The 19,242-nt window shown below is 70.6% G+C and carries 14 protein-coding genes; 7 read left to right on the forward strand and 7 right to left on the reverse strand.

The genetic code is table 11. The features are described 5' to 3' along the window. Window positions 1-75: 75 nt before the first annotated feature. The 7 genes from AB0H84_RS10630 (at window position 76) to AB0H84_RS10660 (ending at window position 7,389) form a co-directional block, all read left to right on the forward strand. Entirely contained in the window at window positions 76-1,005 is a 930-nt protein-coding gene (locus AB0H84_RS10630; RefSeq protein WP_357601341.1) for a LysR substrate-binding domain-containing protein, read from the forward strand. A 33-nt stretch (window positions 1,006-1,038) separates the two neighbouring features. After that, window positions 1,039-2,172, forward strand: a complete 1,134-nt coding sequence (locus AB0H84_RS10635) for a fused response regulator/phosphatase (RefSeq protein ID WP_357601344.1) — start codon at window positions 1,039-1,041, stop codon at window positions 2,170-2,172. Further along, on the forward strand, window positions 2,169-3,314 hold the full coding sequence (locus tag AB0H84_RS10640) for an ATP-binding protein (RefSeq protein WP_357601347.1): 1,146 nt from the start codon (window positions 2,169-2,171) through the stop codon (window positions 3,312-3,314). The genes AB0H84_RS10635 and AB0H84_RS10640 overlap by 4 nt, the downstream gene beginning before the upstream one ends. Next, window positions 3,307-3,756, forward strand: a complete 450-nt coding sequence (locus AB0H84_RS10645; protein WP_357601350.1) for a response regulator — start codon at window positions 3,307-3,309, stop codon at window positions 3,754-3,756. Before AB0H84_RS10640 ends, AB0H84_RS10645 begins: the two co-directional genes overlap by 8 nt. Before the next feature lie 187 nt (window positions 3,757-3,943). Then, a complete protein-coding gene (locus AB0H84_RS10650; RefSeq protein WP_357601353.1) occupies window positions 3,944-4,729 on the forward strand; it encodes a hypothetical protein in 786 nt (261 codons plus the stop codon). A gap of 12 nt (window positions 4,730-4,741) precedes the next feature. Further along, the gene (locus AB0H84_RS10655) at window positions 4,742-6,640 is read left to right on the forward strand and encodes a fumarate reductase/succinate dehydrogenase flavoprotein subunit (RefSeq protein WP_357601356.1); all 1,899 of its coding nucleotides are present in this window, start codon (window positions 4,742-4,744) and stop codon (window positions 6,638-6,640) included. Further along, window positions 6,637-7,389: a succinate dehydrogenase/fumarate reductase iron-sulfur subunit gene (locus AB0H84_RS10660; protein WP_319711691.1), complete on the forward strand. Its 753-nt coding sequence runs from the start codon at window positions 6,637-6,639 to the stop codon at window positions 7,387-7,389. The genes AB0H84_RS10655 and AB0H84_RS10660 overlap by 4 nt, the downstream gene beginning before the upstream one ends. A 45-nt stretch (window positions 7,390-7,434) precedes the next feature. Here AB0H84_RS10660 and AB0H84_RS10665 read toward each other — a convergent pair whose 3' ends face one another. From AB0H84_RS10665 to AB0H84_RS10695, 7 genes are all read right to left on the reverse strand, one after another. After that, window positions 7,435-8,748, reverse strand: a complete 1,314-nt coding sequence (locus tag AB0H84_RS10665) for a hypothetical protein (protein WP_357601359.1) — start codon at window positions 8,746-8,748, stop codon at window positions 7,435-7,437. Window positions 8,749-9,128: 380 nt separating this feature from the next. Further along, the gene (locus AB0H84_RS10670; protein ID WP_357601363.1) at window positions 9,129-9,533 is read right to left on the reverse strand and encodes a (deoxy)nucleoside triphosphate pyrophosphohydrolase; all 405 of its coding nucleotides are present in this window, start codon (window positions 9,531-9,533) and stop codon (window positions 9,129-9,131) included. Continuing rightward, a complete protein-coding gene (locus AB0H84_RS10675; RefSeq protein ID WP_357601366.1) occupies window positions 9,530-10,624 on the reverse strand; it encodes a bifunctional lytic transglycosylase/C40 family peptidase in 1,095 nt (364 codons plus the stop codon). Before AB0H84_RS10675 ends, AB0H84_RS10670 begins: the two co-directional genes overlap by 4 nt. Further along, complete coding sequence (locus AB0H84_RS10680) at window positions 10,621-11,262, reverse strand: hypothetical protein (protein WP_357601369.1); 642 nt, start codon at window positions 11,260-11,262, stop codon at window positions 10,621-10,623. The genes AB0H84_RS10675 and AB0H84_RS10680 overlap by 4 nt, the downstream gene beginning before the upstream one ends. Window positions 11,263-11,264: 2 nt before the next feature. After that, window positions 11,265-13,526, reverse strand: a complete 2,262-nt coding sequence (locus AB0H84_RS10685; protein ID WP_357601372.1) for a type IV secretion system protein — start codon at window positions 13,524-13,526, stop codon at window positions 11,265-11,267. After that, window positions 13,523-16,003: an ATP-binding protein gene (locus tag AB0H84_RS10690; RefSeq protein WP_357601375.1), complete on the reverse strand. Its 2,481-nt coding sequence runs from the start codon at window positions 16,001-16,003 to the stop codon at window positions 13,523-13,525. The genes AB0H84_RS10685 and AB0H84_RS10690 overlap by 4 nt, the downstream gene beginning before the upstream one ends. A gap of 47 nt (window positions 16,004-16,050) precedes the next feature. After that, window positions 16,051-19,230 (reverse strand): TcpE family conjugal transfer membrane protein, encoded by a 3,180-nt coding sequence (locus tag AB0H84_RS10695; protein WP_357601378.1) that lies wholly within the window; start codon window positions 19,228-19,230, stop codon window positions 16,051-16,053. Between the last annotated feature and the right edge of the window lie 12 nt (window positions 19,231-19,242).

Genomic DNA, 19,242 nt, shown 5'->3' on the forward strand with positions numbered 1-19,242 from the left:
ATAGCCTGTGGCTATGATGCTTGGTTTGCACGGTTACGCAGGCCGAGAAAACGCACGCGGTGCGAGGAAAATCACATGCAGTTGCAGCAGCTCGCGTACTTCGTCGCCGTCGCGGAGGCCAGGCACTTCACCCAGGCCGCCGAGCGCATGAGGGTCGCGCAGCCGTCGCTCAGCAAGCAGATCAAGGCCCTGGAGGCCGATCTGGGCGCCCCGCTCTTCTCCCGGGCGCGGGGCAACGTCACGCTGACCGCCGCCGGCGAGGCCCTGCTGCCGCTCGCCCGGCGGATCCTCGCCGACGCCGACACCGCCAGGCAGGAGGTGGCCCAGCTTGCCGGGCTCCGCAGGGGCCGCGTACGGCTCGGCGCCACGCCCTCGCTCTGCGCGGGCCTGCTGGCCGACGCGCTGGCCCGCTTCCACCGCGCGTACCCGGGCATCGAGCTGCTGGTGGAGGAGGGCGGCTCGCGTGACCTGGTCAGGGCGCTGGCCCGGGGGCAGCTCGACATGTCGCTGATCATCATGCCGCTGCAGAGCGACGACCCCGCGCTGGTGACCGAGGAGATCCTGCGGGAGAATCTCGTCGTCGTCGCGCCTTCGCACGAGCGGTTGAAAGGCCCGTACATGGAGATCGAAGCCCTGCGCGGGCGTCAGATGGTCATGTTCAGGCGCGGCTACGACCTTCGGGAGGCCACGCTGGCGGCGTGCCGGCAGGCGGGGTTCGAGCCCAAGTTCGCGGTGCAGGGCGGCGAGATGGACGCCGTGCTGAGGTTCGTGGAGGCGGGGCTGGGCGTGGCCGTGGTGCCCTCGATGGTGCTCGACGGCCGCCCCGGACTCTCGGGCACGCCGCTCGCGCCGCCCGGCCTCAGCCGTACGATCGCGCTGGCGCACCGCAAGGACGTCGAGCCGACCAGGGCCGCCCAGGCGTTCAGGGAGACCCTGCTCTCGTTCGTCGTGGAGGCCGGTCACGAGGGCACGCTTCCGCAAGGGGTGGAGCTCATCGCAGAATGAACATCGACAGGCCCGACTCCAGGTGAGGCGTTAGTGACAGCACATCTCTCAGAAACGCTGACGCTGCTTCTCATCGAGGACGACGACGGCGACGCCTTCCTCGTGGAGGAGCTGCTCAACCAGGCCGACGCGCCGCCGAAGATCTTCTGGGCGCGCAGCCTGCAGGAGGCCAAGGCCAAGCTGACGCCCCAGATCCAGTGCGTGCTGGTCGATCTCTCGCTGCCCGACGCGACCCGGCTGGAGGCGCTGGAGGAGGTGCTGGCGCTGGCTCCGCACGCCGCCGTGCTGGTGCTCACCGGGCTCCGGGACGCGCACGTGGGCGTGGCCGCCGTGCAGGCCGGCGCGCAGGACTACCTGGTCAAGGGGGACATCGACGCGCGGCTGCTGGCCAGGGCGATCAGATACTCGATGGAGCGCAAGCGCGCCGACCTGGCCCAGCTCAGGCTCGTGCAGGCGGAGCTCATGGCCAAGGAGAACTCCAGGCTGCAGAGCGCCCTGCTGCCCAGCCCCCTGCTGCACACCCGGGCGATCGACCACGTCACCCGCTACCTGCCCGGCAGCGGCGGGACGCTGGCCGGCGACTTCTTCGACACGGTGCAGACCCCTGACGGCTCGGTGCACGTCGTGATCGGGGACGTGTGCGGGCACGGCCCCGACGAGGCGGCGCTCGGCGTGGCCCTGCGCATCGCCTGGCGCACGCTGGTGCTCGCCGGCCAGACGGACGACACGCTGCTGCGCACGCTCGACGCCCTGCTGCGGGCCGAACGCAAGGGCCCCGAGATCTTCACCACCCTGTGCATGGCCACGATCACCGCTGACCTGCGCCTGGCCAGGATGCGCGTGGTCGGGCACCCGCCGCCCGTGCTCGTGCGCGACGGCGCTGTTCAGGTGGTGGACGGCACGCCCTCCGGCCCGCCGCTCGGGATCTTCGCGGACGCGGAGTGGCCGGTGATCGACGTGCCGCTGGGCGAGGAGTGGTCGATGATGCTCTACACCGACGGCCTGATCGAGGCGACCGTGGGCGAGCGCGACGAGCTGCTCGGCGTCGACGGTCTGATCGACCTCGTACGCGAGCACGGCACCATAGATCTCGACCGGCTCATCACCCGGGTGGGCGAGCTGAGCGACGACCTCGCCGTGGTCCTGATCCGGAGGAGGAGACCATGAGCATCACCCCGCTTCCTCCCGCCAGGGAGCCGACCGGGCTGGGCAGGCTGCCCGTGGCCCGCTGGTTCCTGGTCATCGGGGTGGTCGCCGGCGTCGTGCTCCTGACCGGGATCGTGATCGCGATGATGATGAGCGCGCACGCCCGCGAGCTGGCGAAGGTGCCCGCCGTCGAGGAGCAGCTCGCCCGGCTCAACGTGGCGCTGATCGTGCTCTTCGCGGCCATGCTCGCGTTCGTCGTGGCGCTGGCGTTCATCATCCGGTACGCGGTGCTGAAGCCCGTCGACCAGCTCGCCGAGCAGGTGCGCAAGGTCGCCGCCGGCGACTTCGACCACATCCTGCACGTCGACCGGCCGGCCGAGCTGGCCGAGCTGTCCAGCCACATCGACTCCATGCGCGGCCGCATCGTGTCGGCCTGGCGGACGGCCGCCGACCAGGCCGAGGAGCTGCGCAGGTCCAACGGGGAGCTGGAGCAGTTCGCGTACGTGGCCAGCCACGACCTCCAGGAGCCGCTGCGCAAGGTCGCCAGCTTCACGCAGATGCTGGAGCAGCGCTACGGCTCCCAGCTCGACGACCGGGCCAAGCAGTACATGCACTACAGCGTCGACGGCGCCAAGCGCATGCAGCTGCTGATCAACGACCTGCTCGACTTCTCCAGGGTCGGCCGGATCACCGGCGAGAAGTCCGTGGTCGAGTCGGGCGCGGCACTCGACACGGCGCTGGAGAACCTGTCGGCCACGATCGAGGACACCGAGGCCACCGTCACCAGGGACGAGCTGCCCAAGGTCAGAGGCAACCGGCTGCAGCTCACCCAGCTCTTCCAGAACCTGATCGAGAACGCCGTGAAGTTCCGCTCCGAGGCGGCTCCGCGCGTCCACATCGGGGTGCGCAGGTCCGGCGACATGTGGGAGTTCAGCTGCGCGGACAACGGCATCGGCGTCGAGCCCAAGTACGCCGACCGCATCTTCCTGATATTCCAGCGGCTCCACCCGCGCGACGTCTATCCGGGCACTGGCATCGGACTGGCCCTGTGCCGCAAGATCGTCGAGTATCACGGCGGGCAGCTCTGGCTCGACGGCACTGCCGAGAGCCAGGGCGCGACGTTCCGATGGACCTTGCCGGCGGCTGGAGACGACGATGAATGACGGGCGTCCGATCGAGGTGCTCCTGGTGGAGGACGACCAGGGCGACATCCTGCTGACCAAGGAGGCCTTCGACTTCAACAAGGTGCGCAACCGGCTCAACGTGGTCAACGACGGCGAGCAGGCGATGGCGTACCTGCGCAGGGAGGACGGCTACGCCGACGCGCCGCGCCCCGACCTCATCCTGCTCGACCTCAACCTGCCCAGGATGAGCGGCATGGAGGTGCTGGCGGAGGTCAAGGCGGACATCGAGTTGCGCACGATCCCGGTGGTGATCCTGACGACCTCCGAGGCGGAGGAGGACATCCTGCACAGCTACCGGCTGCACGCCAATGCGTATGTGTCCAAACCGGTGGACTTTGAGCAATTTATCCGGGTTGTCCGGCAAATCGATGATTTTTTCGTGACAGTGGTTAAGTTGCCGGCCAAGGGGCAGCGCTCCTGACGGGCCTACGTGACAGGAATCACAGCAAGTCATCGAAATTGTGAGTGACCCCGCTCACAATTTCCCATGCTGTCGTCGTAACGTATCCCCCACCAACGCGCGCCTGAGCGGCTACCGCACGCGCGCCCAGCGAAACGAAACCACGGACCCCATGCGCGATGGTCCGCGGGAGGTGGAGAGGTCCGCGATGACCCAGACGACGCCCGAAGCCCCTGTCAGAAGGCAGCGAGCGCAAGTCAAGGTGCGCACGCTGCGCACGGACAGATGGTGGCTGGTCCCGCTGCTGACATTCCTCGGGCTCAGCTCGTTCCTTGTCTATGGCGTGTGGGCGATCATCGATAACAGCTATTTCGTCGATCCCTACATAGCGCCGTTCGCCTCGCCGTGCCTGGCGACGTCGTGTCCCGAGGGGGCACGGCTGTTCGGCCTGGCGCCGTTCGGCGACTGGTACGCCCTGCCGCCGGGCCTGCTCATCCTGGGCCTGCCGGGCGGGTTCCGGCTTACCTGCTACTACTACCGCAAGTCCTACTATCGCTCGTTCTGGCTGTCACCGCCGGCGTGCGCCGTGCAGGAGCCGCACGGCAAGTACACCGGTGAGCGGCGCTTCCCGCTGATCCTCCAGAACATCCACAGGTACTTCTTCTACGCGGCCATCGTGATCGGCCTGATCCTGGCCTACGACGCCGTCCTGGCGCTCGTCCACAAGCCGATCGGCCTGGGCACCTGGGTCCTGGTCGTCAACGCGATCCTGATCAACGCCTACACGCTGTCGTGCCACTCCTGCAGGCACATCACGGCGGGCAGGCTCAACCACTTCTCCCGTCACCCGCTGCGCTACCGGGCCTGGACGTTCGTCTCCAAGCTCAACGCCAAGCACCAGCCCCTCGCGTGGGCCTCGATGTTCTCCGTCATGGGCGCCGACCTGTACGTCCGCCTGGTGGCCAAGGGCATCATCGCCTTCCCGTACGCGTAAGGACCAGCTTCAGTGGAAAACTCGCTTAACACAGAGCGTCACGAATACGACGTCGTCGTCATCGGCGCGGGCGGTGCCGGCCTGCGGGCCGCGATCGAGGCCCGCCAGCAGGGCAAGCGGACGGCGATCGTGTGCAAGTCGCTGTTCGGCAAGGCCCACACGGTCATGGCCGAGGGCGGCGCGGCCGCCGCGATGGGCAACGTCAACCCCGACGACAACTGGATGGTGCACTTCCGTGACACCATGCGGGGCGGCAAGTTCCTCAACAACTGGCGGATGGCCGAGCTGCACGCCAAGGAGGCGCCCGACCGCGTCTGGGAGCTGGAGGCCTGGGGCGCGCTGTTCGACCGCACCAAGGACGGCAAGATCAGCCAGCGGAACTTCGGCGGCCACGAGTACCCGCGGCTCGCGCACGTGGGCGACCGTACCGGGCTGGAGCTGATCCGCACGCTGCAGCAGCGCGTCGTCGCGCTGCAGCAGGAGGATTACGAGAAGCACGGCGACTACGAGGCCTACATCAAGGTCTTCGCCGAGTGCACGGTCACGCGGCTGCTCAAGGACGGCGACCGGATCTCGGGCGCGTTCGGCTACTGGCGCGAGACCGGCAACTTCGTGCTCTTCGACGCCCCGGCCGTGGTCCTGGCCACCGGCGGCATCGGCAAGTCGTACGTCGTCACGTCCAACTCCTGGGAGTACACCGGTGACGGCCACGCCCTGGCCCTGCTCGCCGGCGCCAACCTGATCAACATGGAGTTCATCCAGTTCCACCCCACCGGGATGGTCTGGCCGCCGTCCGTGCGCGGCATCCTCGTCACCGAGTCCGTACGCGGTGACGGCGGCGTGCTGCGCAACTCCGAGGGCAGGCGCTTCATGTTCGACTACATCCCGGACGTCTTCAAGGACAAGTACGCCACCACCGAGGAAGAGGGCGACCGCTGGTACACCGACCAGGCCAACAACCGGCGCCCGCCGGAGCTGCTGCCGCGTGACGAGGTGGCCCGCGCGATCAACGCCGAGGTCAAGGCCGGTCGCGGCTCACCGCAGGGCGGCGTGTTCCTCGACGTCTCGACCCGGCTGCCCGCCGAGGAGATCAAGAAGCGGCTGCCGTCGATGCACCACCAGTTCAAGGAGCTGGCCGACGTCGACATCACCGCCGAGCCCATGCAGGTGGGCCCGACCTGCCACTACATCATGGGTGGCGTCGAGGTGGACGCCGACACCGGCGCCGCGGCCGTACCGGGGCTGTTCGCCGCGGGCGAGGTGTCCGGCGGCATGCACGGCTCCAACCGGCTGGGCGGCAACTCGCTCTCCGACCTGCTGGTGTTCGGGCGCCGGGCGGGCGCGGGCGCGGCGGCGTACGTGGACTCGCTGGAGGCCAGGCCCAGGCTCCTGCCCGAGCTCGTGGAGGAGGCGCGCGAGGAGGCGCTGGCGCCGCTGGGACGCGACGGCGAGAACCCGTACGAGGTCCACCACGAGCTCCAGCGGACGATGAACGACCTGGTCGGCATCATCCGCAAGGCCGAGGAGGTCTCCGAGGCGCTCCAGGTCGTGGAGAAGCTCAAGGAGCGCGTGCGCCTGGTCGGCGCGGCCGGCTCCCGCATCTACAACCCCGGCTGGCACCTCGCGATCGACCTGCGCAACATGGTGCTGGTCTCGGAGTGCGTGGCGCGCGCCGCGCTGCTGCGCGAGGAGAGCCGCGGCGGGCACACCCGCGACGACTTCCCGGGGATGAACCCGGAATGGCGCCGCAAGCTGCTCGTCTGCTCCACCGAGGACGGCTCCGCGGTCACGGTCGAGGAGAAGCTCCAGCCGCCCATGCGCGACGACCTGATCACCCTGTTCGACAGGGACGAGCTGAAGAAGTACCTCACCGACGAAGAGATGGCCGAGTTCGACGGGATTTCGAAATGAGCTACAAGGCGAAGTTCAAGGTCTGGCGCGGTGAGGGCGGCGAGGGCAAGCTCGAGGACTTCACCGTCGAGGTGAACGAGGGCGAGGTCGTCCTCGACATCATCCACCGGCTGCAGGCCACCCAGGCGCCCGACCTGGCGGTGCGCTGGAACTGCAAGGCCGGCAAGTGCGGCTCGTGCAGCATGGAGATCAACGGCAAGCCGCGGCTGGGCTGCATGACCCGGATGTCCACCTTCGAGGAGGACGAGACCATCACGGTCACGCCGATGCGGACGTTCCCGGTCATCAAGGACCTCGTCACGGATGTCTCGTTCAACTACCAGAAGGCCAGGGAGGTCCCGTCCTTCACGCCTCCGGACGGCGTCCGGCCCGGCGAATACCGGATGCAGCAGGTCGATGTCGAGCGGTCCCAGGAGTTCCGCAAGTGCATCGAGTGCTTCATGTGCAACAACGTCTGCCACGTGATCCGTGACCACGAGGAGAACAAGGCCAACTTCTCCGGCCCCCGTTTCCTCATGCGGATCGCGGAGCTGGACATGCACCCGTACGACGTGGCGGACCGGCAGGAGGCGGCGCAGGACCAGCACGGGCTCGGCTACTGCAACATCACCAAGTGCTGCACCGAGGTCTGCCCCGAACACATCAAGATCACCGACAACGCGCTCATCCCGATGAAGGAGCGTGTGGTGGACCGGAAGTACGACCCGCTGGTGTGGCTCGGCAACAAGATCTTCAAGCGCGCGAAGTAGGCACGCACGAATCAGGGGGGCTGGATGTCCAGCCCCCCTTTCGTGTCACTTCTTACGGCCCCAGAGCCTGCGCTTGGGGTCAGGCATCTCCTTGGTGGGCTCCGGACGCTCCTCCTGAGCCTGCTGCTCCCCTGGCGCCTGTGGCAGCGGCTGGACGGCGGTCACGTCCGCGTCGGGGGCCAGGTAGGGCGGCGGCTCGTACTCCTGCCGCCGGGACCCGGGCGGCACGAACAGGGACTGGCCCTGCCACGGCTCCGAGTCACCGGGCTCCGCCGCCGAGGCCGGACCGAGCGGGCGCTCCTGGCCTTCGCTCTCGTACGGCCCGGCGCCGCCGGGCGGGATGTCCGCCGGCGGCGCCACCGGCGGGACGAGCGGCTCGAACGGGTCGCGGTATTCCTTGCCCTTGGGCGGCTCGTGGCTGAAGGAGTCGAACTCGTCCGGGTGCAGCACCACCGGCTCCGCCGCGGCCTCCGGGGGCGCGTACTGGGGCTCCTCGTAGACCGGGGGGACAGGCCCCGCCGGGTACGTCTGCACCGGCACGAAGCTGATGATCGGCGCGTACGCCGTGCCGCCCGGGTACCCGGGGGCGGGGAAGCCGGCCGTGGTGTAGTAACCGGGTCCGGCGGGGTAACCGGGGCCGGCTGGGTAACCAGGCCCGGCGGGGTAGCCCCCGGCCGGCGGCAGGTCCGGGCGTACCGGCTGCGGTCCCGCCTTGCGCACCGCCGCCGCGTGGGCCATCCTGCGCAGCCGCCCCTCGAAGATCAGGACGGCGAAGAGCGCGAGCAGGACCAGCACCAGCGCCGGGATGCTGAGCTTCTGCGCCAGCGACTTCTGGTCGAACTCCGGCGCCGCGTTGCGCAGCTCGAGCGGCACCTCCTCGGAGGAGGAGGCCGGCTGCGTCTCGGTGGGCGTCGGGGAGGCGGTGGGCGCCGGGGAAGCGGTGGGCGCCGTCTCGATCGGCGCGACCTCCGGCATGTCGACGGAGGTGTTCGGCGCGGCGGACGTCTCGGGCACCTCGGCGCTCTGCGTGGGCAGAGGCTGTGGGTTCTGCGTGGGCAGGGTCGGCGCGGTGGTGGCCGGGGCCGGGGCCGACGTGGTCTTCCTCGGCGTGGGGGTTTTGGTCGGCTTCTTCGGAGTCGCCGTGACGGTCTTGGTGATCGTCGTCTCGGGCTGCTCGGTATCCGACGGGTCCGCCGTCACGGTGGTCGTCACCGTGGTCTCGGGCGTGGTGTCGCAGAACTCGCCGGCGTCACACGGATCGACGGGGTCGTACGCCGACACCGAGGCGCTCGCGCTCTGCACGATGAACGGGGTCACTCCGGCGCCGGCCAGCCCCAGCGCCAGGACGATAGCGGACACGGCCGTCGCTCGCGTGCGTGCCACCGGTGCCCTCCGCGCAGTCCCAGATCCTTGGTCAAAGGAATACTAGTCTGGTCAAAGTAACAGTAAAGCCGGGATTAACCTACGTTTTTCGTTTTCGCCGTCTTTGTACCGTGCCAATCCACCACAGAGCGCCCAGAAGTGGCCCCGCGGAACCGCTCGACGTCGCCCGTCCTGATCCACTTCCCCGGCCCCTCGACACCGTCGAGCACCAGCGACATCCGGCTCGCCGCCACGGAAACGGATGGCACCGCCAGGATCAGTGCCCCCGTGATGACCCAGCCACGCCGCATCACTCCACAACTCCCCCATTGCGACATGTCACCCGTAGTAGTCATTGTGTCACGCAAGCGCATGCCTTAATCGCGGGAAAGCAGTAGATTTTCCACGGTCTTCATGACAGGCAGATCCGCGCCCAGCCACTCGACGGAGAAGTACTCGCCCGGCCCGAGCCACCGCAGCTCCAGGTGCTCCCGGGCCTCGGGCACGCCGGAGGCCAGCGAGCACAGCCAGACGCGCATCACATACCCCTCGGAGAGCGGCCAGTCCCCGCCCACCCGCTCGCCCACCGCGATCTCCACGCCGAGCTCCTCGCGGCACTCCCGGACCAGCGCCTCCGCCTCGCTCTCGCCGGGATCCACCTTCCCGCCGGGAAACTCCCAGCCGCCCGCGAGCGCGACGGGCTCCGCGCGCTGGGCGGCGAGCACCCGGGCGCCCGGATCGACGATCACCGCGGCCACCACGACCGTGTCGAATTCGTTCACAAGGAAGGATTCTGCAACTTCTTGAGCTGTTCCAGAACGTCGGGGTTCTGGAGCGGACGGGTGAAGCCCATGCGGTTGTCGCGTGCCTGGTAGCTCGTCACCTTGATCGGCCCGCACAGCCGGCACCTGGCCTCCAGCATCTTGCCCTTCGACACGACCAGCCCCACATGGCCGGGGCGGTCGGGGCCCGTACCCGGCCCCGCGTTGAAGAACACCAGGTCCCCCGGCTGCTCCTGCCCCTCTAAGACCTTCACCCCGAACGGCCACTGCGTGAACGTCGTACGGGGAATCGACAGCCCCGCCGCCCGGTACGCGGCATAGATCACACCCGAGCAGTCGAAGGCGTCCGGCCCCGTCCCGCCCCAGAGGTACGGCTTGCCGCGCTGCGCGAGCGCGTACTCGAGGATCTTGGCCACGATGTCGTTGGGGGCGGCCTCCACCAGCGGTTCGTCGCACTCCTTCGAGGCCTGCGGCGGCACCTTCAAGTCGCCCGACTTGGCGTACTTCTTGGCGATCTCCACGACCTGGTCGACGTACCACCAGGCCCGGTTGTAGACGAACAGCGCCTGGCGCACGTTCTCGGGCGCCCCGTTGCGCTTGAGCATCCTGGCCGCGCCCAGGATGGCGTCGGCCGGGTTGTAGATGTCGCCCACGCCGTCGCCGTCACCGTCGGAGGCGTACCCGGTGAACCTCGACGACATCGGGACCCTGGCCTTGCCGCCCCACGTGGAGATCAGGAACTGCATCGGCCCGGCCGCGCCCGCGTAGTTCGTGCCGCTCTTGACGCCGGGCAGGTCGGAGCGGCCGTGGTCGGTCTCCCGCTTGCCGACGGCGGCCAGGATGTTCCACTGGACGCCGATCTTCTTGCCGTACTTCTTGTACAGGCCCAGATAGTCGGGAGGGATGTCGGACGCGCCCGAGTCGGACACCTCCTCCACCTGCTTGCTGTCGTTGCAGTCGGGAGAGGTGCCGCCGTCGCTGAGGAACGACGGCATCGAGATCAGCAGCATCGGCGACACGATGACCGCCGCGAGCAGCAGCAGCCCGGCGGCGCCGATCAGCAGGGCGAGCCGGGCCCGTGAGAGCTTCACCCCGCGGTGTCCCCCTCCTCGTCGCCCTCCTGGCCCTCCTCGGAAGGCCGGATGTCGAAGATCCGCCAGTCGTCCACGGCCTGGCTCACCGTGACCGCGTACTCCTCGGTGAGCTGCTTGTCGCCGCTCTTCGCGGTGACCTGCCGGGTCGCCGTGACCACGAAGACGATGGAGGTCCGCTCGATCTGCCTGATCTCCTTCAGCCTGGCCGTGGCCTTGGAGACGATCTGGTCGTTGCGGTTCTGCTCGACGGTGCCGGCCGAGGTGAGGGTCCTGGTCAGCTCGTTGCCGAGCTCAGGCGTCGTGAACACCTTCACGCGGGCCGCGTACGCCGCCGGGTCCTCGTCGTAGCGGAAGGTGCCGTACGCGGCGGTGAACCGTTCGGCCAGGTCCGCCGCCGCGGCGAGCTGCTCCTTCTTCATCGGCAGGTACGAGTAGACGTCGAACGGCGCCCCGCTCGCGGTCGCCAGCGGCGTGTTCGGCGCGGGAAGCGCGCTCGCCACCCTGGCGGGCTCCCGCTGGGGCCCGGCCTGGTCGTCCTCCGAATCCGGCCACATCGTCAGATAGATGCCGACCGCGGCGATGACCACGACGATGGCGGCAAAAGCCACCCCGCGCTTGTCACCTCGCTCCGCCATGTTCAGTCCTTGTCCTTGCTCGGCTTGAGCCAGAACGGCACGGAGGGGCTGTCACCCCCGGAGCCGCCGCCGTTGCTGCTGCTGCGCAGCCAGAGCGGCGGGGCCTCGGAGGTGCGGGACGACGGCTCGTCGGACCCGAAGATCCGCGGGCCGGACGAACCGCCGGACGCCCTCGGAGCGCCGCTCGGCCGCGACCCGCCGCCGGACCTCGAGCCGCCGCCCGAGCCGCCCGACCCGGAGCCGCCGAACAGCCCGCCGGCGGACCCGCGCGAGCGCGTGCCGCCCGACCGGGAGCCGCCCGTGCCGCCGAACCGGGAGCCACGCGAACCGCCGGACGAGCCGCCACGCGACCCCGACGACGAGCCGCCCCGGGACGCCCAGCCGCCACCGGACCCTCCGCCGAACCAGCCGCCCGCCGAGCCGCCGGACCCGCCGGACCCGCCCGTGCCGCCGGACGCGGCCGCGCCGGCCGCCCGGGGGCCGCCCGCCGCGGCGCCGCGCGTGCGGGTGGGCGTGCCGCCCAGGTTGAGCGGCGGGGCCGTGCCCCTGCGCGGCTCCAGCGGCGCCCTGGCGCCCGCCTTGCCGCCCTGCTGGTCGGTGTCCAGCGGCGCCGCCGTGGCCGGGATCCTGGCGCCCGTGGTGACGCCCTCGCCCTCCTCGGCGCGTACGCGGGCCTGACCCGCGGTGGCCGCGGCCGTAGCCGCCGCTCCCGCCGGATTGGCCACGCCGGCCGCCCTGATGAGCGGCTCGGCCTTGCGCAGCCCCCAGCGGCCGATCCGGGCCGAGGCGACCGGCGGCAGCACGCCCGCGGAGCGCTCGAGCACGGACGAGCTCGCGGCCTCGCCGAGCATGCGGGTGGCGACCGTGTGGCCGCTCATGGAGGCGAACAGGTGCTGGAACGGCCTGCGGTAGAAGAAGACCGCGATCGTCAGCAGGGCCATGAAGAGCACCTGCATGCCCCAGGGCATGGCCGTGGAGATGATCAGCGCGTAGCCGTACACGAGGACGCTGAGCACCAGCGTGAGCACGGCCTGCCTGAGCAGCGTGCCGACGAGCATCTCCACCCAGCGCATCGCGACGATCCGGCCGCTGCCCGGATGCACGCCGATCAGCAGGAACACGGGCCCGAGTATCAGCAGCAGCAGGAAGCCCACCTTCAGCACCAGCAGCGAGACCGCCACCAGGAAGATGAGCAGGCCGGCCACGATGGCCGCGATGAACGCGCCGACGGCCACGCCGAGCCTGTTGGACCAGTCGCGGCCGGAGAAGACGGTGTAGACGGGGTCGTTCTTCAGCTTCTCCGCCAGCGAGGCGTACTCCGACTGGCGGGCCCCCACGTCGGGCGCCGGCTGGCCGGCCACGGCCCGTGGGACCGACTGCATCTCCAGGACCTTGCGGCCCCAGTCGCGCACGATGGGCTGCTGCGGGTCGGCGGTGCCGAACAGGCCCACCAGCCACGGCTTGCAGACCAGCGTGGACCACAGCGCGTCGGCGTTCTGGTCGACGCCCGGCGTGCCGGTCTGGCCGTACCCGCCCGCCTTGACCTGCGGGGCGCTCTCGCCGGGCGGCGGCAGGCAGGAGGCGCCGCCCGCGCCCGGCAGGCCGGAGAAGGCCGAGTTGACGACCTCGCCGGTCTTGTCGGTCACGACCTTGCCGAGGCCGGTGAAGTCGCCGGGACGGCTGAAGAACCACACCGCCACGGTGACCGCGAGCACCATCCAGATCACGCCCTCGGCGGTCGTGGTGGCCCGCTTGCGGATCAGCCCGTACCAGGCCAGCCAGATCGCCCCGATGATCACGATCGGCTGGAGGAACTTCCAGTACATGGCGTCGGCGAGGTTCGTGACGATGTCGTCGACGACGTCCTTGATCGCCTGGAGCGGTCCCTCCGTCGACGCGGCCTGGTACGTGGTGATCGTCAGCCGGTCGACGGCCTTGGCCGCGGTGAAGATGCCGTTGGCCCACATGTTGCCGAGCACGGCGACGTAGTCGGAGCAGCCCAGGTCGTGGGTGTGCCAGAACTGGCCGCTCATGCCGAACTGGGAGTAGTTGGTGACCGGGGCCTGCGCCCCGCCCTGCGGGGCCGGCGCCTGGATCAGGCCGTCCATGCCGCCCCCGATCATCTCGGGGTTGAGCGGGCCCGACAGGTCACAGGGCGCCGCGGCGGCCGGGACCGACAGGCCGCCCACGACGAGCGGCATCACCAGGATGCCGGTGACGAGCGCGAGAGCCAGCGCGAGGCGTCGCGATAGCCGGATCTTCATGACCGTACCTCCTGCGCTCTGCCCACGCCCCCTTGATGATCATCATGCCCGTCGCCGTCGGGTTTGTCGTGTGTCGGGTTCGTGTCGAGCCAACGGAGAAGTTCCTCGGAGATCAGGTCTACTCCGATCCGCCCGGCCCTGCCATCCAGATCGCGGAAAATGCATTCCCCGTTGCCGAGCGAGCGGAGCACGGCCTTGTGCTCCTCCGACGGCTCCACACCGAGCAGCGACATGACGTGTTCCACCTCCACGCGTTCGGTGGACCTGAACGCGAAGACGGATGACAGGCAGTTGGTCACCTGCTCGTTCAGCAGGTCTCCCGCGTTCTGCGAGACCAGCACCAGAGCGGTGTTGCGGGAGCGGCCCATCCGGCTGACCTCGGGCACCAGCTTGGCGCCCTCGGGCGTGGAGGTGATCGCCCACGCCTCGTCCAGGAAGATCGCCTTGGGGGCGCGCCGGTCGAGGCCGTTCATCAGCCTGCGCGCGAACTGGGAGACCAGGTAGAGCAGCGCCACCGACAGGCGCTGCTCGTAGGAGTAGTCGTCCCTGGTCGTGGCCACGTCGGGCAGCGTGAGGCCGCCCAGCGTGAACACGGTCGTCCACCCCTCGCTGTCGATCTGGTCGCCGCCGGAGGGGTCGAAGCAGAGCCTGGCCAGGTGCATCTCCGACATGGAGCGCAGCACGGCGCCCAGGTTCTTCGACGCGGGGTCGTCGGCCTGCTCCAGGAAGTCGACGACCTTGCCGAGCGAGGGGTCCGGGCCGTTGGAGACCGCCGCCACCGCCTGGATCATCGCCGACTCGCGCTCCTCCGACATGCGCGGCAGCAGCAGCCGCAGCGTCTCGGTGGCCATGGTCTTCTTCGCCGCGATGTCGTCGCCGAACGAGAACGGGTCGAGCAGTCCCGGCGCCGCCGACCCCAGCGGGATGACGCGGGCCTTGCGGCCCCGCTTCTCCAGCAGGCGTACCAGCGACTCCGCGTCGCCCTTGGGGTCGATCACCGCGACCGTCACGCCCCTGAGCGCCATCTGGTAGATCATCAGCAGCGCGAGCGTGGTCTTGCCGCCGCCGGGCTCGCCGGTGATCGCGATGGCCGTCGGCCGGTTGCGGGTCGCCGCGACCAGCGGGTCGAAGTGCACGATGCTGCGGGCCCTGCCGACGGTCTCGCCGATGTACGGGCCGAGCCAGCCTTCGTTGCCGCCGTCGTCGAGCCGGTCTCCGAGGTCGACCGTGGCGGTGGCCATGCCCCCCGCGATCGTGCGCAGCGGCTGCCGCTGGGCGTAGGCGTTGACGCGTACCTTCTCGCCCGGCAGCGACTCGCAGAACAGCGAGAACTGGTCGCCCGTCGAGTTGACCACGTCGATGCCCATGTCGCGGTAGTGCTCGACGACCGCCTCGACGCGCTGCACGCAGATGTCCTCGGTGGGGGCCGCCACGATCAGGCGGTGCCAGCCGTACACGAAGGGCAGGCGCTCCTTGGTGATGCCGTGTTCCAGCAGGCGGGCCGCGTCGATCTGCTCGGCCAGCGCGAGCGGCGCCTCCGCGCCGGCCTCGCGGATGTGGTGGTCCATGTCGCGGGCGTGCGCGAGCTTGCGCGCCACGTCCTTGGACGCCTTGACCGGCGGGATGAGCCGCATCCGCGACGAGATCTCCACCGGGAACGGGAGCTGGTCGGCGAAGTGCATCCACGGCTCGCCGTCGGGGAACGGCATGAGGTCGGGGAAGCGCGCGAACGACAGGTAGGACACGTACGAGTCGCCCTGCGGCTGCACGATGCGCAGCAGCGACCTGCCGTTGTGGATCTCCCCCTCCACGAGCGACTCGATCTCGCCTCTGCCCCAGCGCCGCTTCGGGCTGGCGCTCGGCGGCGGGTCGCCCAGCGCGCCCGCGGCCGCGTGCTGGAACAACCACGCCACCTCGACGGAGGTGGCGTGCCTGGCGTAGAGGGCGCTGGATGCGAGTGCTCTGCCGAGGCGTTCGGCGGATTCGGTCCACCGCCCGATCTCGCTGTCGGGTACGTGGTCGTCCTCCATGCCGAGCGCCTTCTCGGTCTTCTGGTAGAGGCCGAAGATCTGGGCGAGCGCGCCCGCGCCGAGCTGCTTGCCGCGCGGGCCGAGCCGTACGCCGAGGTAGACCTCCTTGGAGCAGAAGTCCTTCGCCCAGACGTGCCGGTACATCTCCTCCAGGTAGTCGCGCCAGCCGGGCCCCTCGTCGGAGGTGGCGTTGAGCGCCATCGCCCACTCCGCGGCGGGGTACGTGCGGTGCGCGACCCTCAGGTGGACCTCCGCGTCGGGCATCCTGATCGCGGCCAGCGCGATCGTGATGTTGGTGGCCAGGGCCTCGCGCTCATCCGGGGTGACGAACTCGTAGCTGACCGTCGGGAGGCGGAAGTACGCCCATGCGCTGGTGTCCGTGAGCAGGATGCGATCGTCGAAATAGCGGACCGCGAGGCGCTGATGCGCTCGTGACGCCCTGCTCATGCCGCCCCCTCGGCGCACGAACGGGCCCTACCTGCTCGCTTGTTCACTTATCGCTCACCGATTCTCGTGCCCGGGGGGTCACTCGCCAACTCCTCCTCGCTCGGACGGACGGTCTGTGCCTGTGCCTTTGCCGCGAAGCCTGCGACCACGACGCCGGCGAGGGCGAGGTAGGCCCGCCTACCGGCCGCGCGCAACTGCCCGGGATCGACGACCTCCGCGCCGTCGGGCGCCAGTCCGTCCTCCCAGGGGACCCTGACGATGGCCCGGCACCTGCCTCTGGCCACCGACTCCGCCTGCTCGACGTCCGCCATCGAACGCCTGCTCACGCCGTTGACCACCATGACCGCGCGCCTGCGCAGGTCCGCGCAGCCGTGCCCGTCGAGCCACTCGTACGTCATCGCCACCGCCTCGGACGCCTCCTCGCTCGCGGGGACCACCAGCACGAGCTGGTCCGCGTACGGCAGGACCCGGGCGGCCAGCGCCGGGGCCGGGTCGATGACGGCGAGCTTGTAGTGGCGGTCGAGCAGGCGCATCGACTCGCCCAGCCGGTGGTCGGAGAAGAACGACCGGTCCGCCAGCCGCTGCTCGGCGCCCGCGTCGGTGTCCGCGCTGATCACCTCGAGCCCCGAGGCGGTCCTCGTCGTGTACCCGCGCATGGTGAGGTACCCGCTGACGCGGTCGAGCCCGGACAGCAGCGAGGTGAGGGTTTCGGGCGTCTCCGGCTGGATCTTGCTGGTCAGGGTGCTGCCGCCGGTGTTGGCGTCGACCGCCACCACCCTGTCGTCGCGGTATTTGGCGAAGGTGTGGCCGAGCATGAGCGCCGTCGTGCTCTGGCCCGCGCCGCCGGTGCAGCCCAGGACCACGATCCTGCGGCTGCCGCTGAACACGCCTCTGGCCCTGGCCTCGTCGATCTCCGAACCGTCGGTCCGCACCCCGCCGCCGCCGACGACCACCTGAGCGATCCGCCGCCACCCGCCGGAGTCACGTCCCACCACGGACTCGACCCGCCGCACCCGGCCCTCCCCCGGCCTGGGCACCGGCACAGGCGCCACAAGCCCCCCGGCCCCCTCCCGAGCCGCCGCCCCCTGGTCCCTGCCACCACGAGCCGCCGGCTCCACACGCTCACGGGGAGCACGCTGCTCCACGCGCCCACGGCGGGCACTCTCATCCACGCGCTCACGGCCGGCACTCTCATCCACGCGCCCACGGCCGGCACTCTCATCCACCCGCTCACTGCGGGCGACCTGCTCCACCCGCTCGCCACGGGCGGCCGGCTCCATGCGCTCGTCAGGGGCAGTCGGCTCCACGCGCTCGCGGCGCGTCGCGGGCTCGTCCGGCCGCCCGCCACCCGAAACTCGCTCCGGCACGTCGGCACGGCCCTCGGCGGCTCCCCGCCTGTCGTCACCCGTCGACTCAGCGGTCCTCTGGACATCCGCCCCAGCCGGCTCGGCGGTCTTCCGAACGTCGGCCCCAGCCGGCTCGGCGGTCTTCCGAACGTCGGCCCCAGCCGACTCGGCGGTCCTCTGCGCGCCCGCCCCCGCCGACTGGGCGATCTCCCGGGAACCCGCAACCGCCGACTCGGCGATCCCCTGGGCATCCGCGTCACGTGCCGGCACGGCGCTCTCCTGGGCATCCGCGTCGCGCGCCGGCTCGGCGCTCCCTTGGGTGTCCGCGTCATCGGGCACCGCGGCGATCACCTGTGGGATGCCACTGTTCGACGCCTCCGCGCCGCCGGTTGTGCCCGATGCCCCGACCGGCGCGCCCGATGCAGTGCCCGGCGCGCCCGATGCGGTGCTCGGCTGAGCCGAATCCTGCGTGACGGGCGAATCGGAGGCGGTCTCCGTTCGGGCGTGCTTGGGGGCGGCGGGGCGGGGCAGCGGCTTGGCGTTGGGGTCGAGCGGCGGCCAGACACGCTTCGTGCCCGGCAGCACCAGCGCCGGACCCAGCCGGGGCGGCTGGCCCTTCCTGTGCTGATCCCGCGCGGCCTCGTCCTCGCGCCGCTCGTCCTCGGGCCGCTCGTCCTCGCGGCGCTCTTCCTCCCGACGTCGCACCGTGTCGGCAGGGGGAGCGTCGGCACTCGCCGCGAGCTTCCTCAGCCGTCGCAGCGCCTCGGTGTCGATGGGCTTGCCGGTGGCGGGCTTGCGACTCTCCCGGGTGCTGAGCGGCTCGCCCGCCCGCGCCTCGTCGGGCGATCCGTGCCCGAGTCCCGGTACGGCCTCCACCTCCCGAGCAGCCGCCTCGTCCCTTCTGTCACGCTGCCGAGCCGCGGCCTCTGCTCTTCCGCCACGCTCTCGTACGGCGGCCTCTCCAGCGCCGCCACGCTCCCGGGCGGCACCCTCCGTCGTACCGCCACGCTCCCGGGCGGCACCCTCCGTCGGACCGCCACGCTCGAGGGCGGCACCCTCCCCAACCCGCTCCCGGGCGGCAGCACCCGTCTTGCCGCCACGCTCCTGAGGGGCAACATCAGTCTTGCCGCCATGCGCCAGGGCGACGGCCTCCGTCGGCGCGCCTTCGTGGCCCGTGACCAGGGGTACCTCCTGACGCCGTCCAGGGCCGCCTGGAAGGGCCTCCTCGCGGCGCAACGCACCCGCCTTGGACCCTGGCGCCGGGGCCGGGGCCGCCTGGCGTGTCGGGGCCTTGAGGGCGGGCGCCGTGCCGCGGCGGGTGCCCCAGCGGCCGGTGGTCGGCTCCGCCACGGGAGCCTGGGAGGCGGCGGCAGCCGCAGCGGCGACCGCGGGGCGTACCTGACGGGGACCGAGGATCCGCTGGCCGTCGCGTCGCCGCTGCGGGTGGCGGGCCTTGCGGGGGGCCTTCGACTTGGCCCTGGCGGGCAGGGTGCGCCAGACGCGGGCGGAGAACGTGACCGTCTCGGGCTCGGACGTGGGCGCGAGGCGGTACCACGCCTTCGGCTGGCCCAGGTAGCGGAGCTGGGACTCGAGGAGCTCGGTGAGCCGCTTGCCCTCGATGACCGGACGGGTGGACAACCACGTCACGATGCCCGGCGGCACGAGGTACAGCACGTGCCAGGGCATCTCCACCGGCACGCCCACCAGGACCAGCAGGAGCGACCACGGGACGAACACCCCGACGAACACGCCGATCCAGACGATCGGCAGCGGCATCGGCAGCCGCAGGTCGTACAGCTTGTAGAGCCGCTTCTCGATCCGCCAGATGTTCGTATATGTGGGCAGGTCCACGCCGGTCCTCCTCTCCACCCGCTCGTTCATGACCGCCAAGGA

Origin of the sequence: Nonomuraea sp. NPDC050786 (assembly GCF_040654115.1) — a bacterium.
GTDB lineage: Bacteria > Actinomycetota > Actinomycetes > Streptosporangiales > Streptosporangiaceae > Nonomuraea.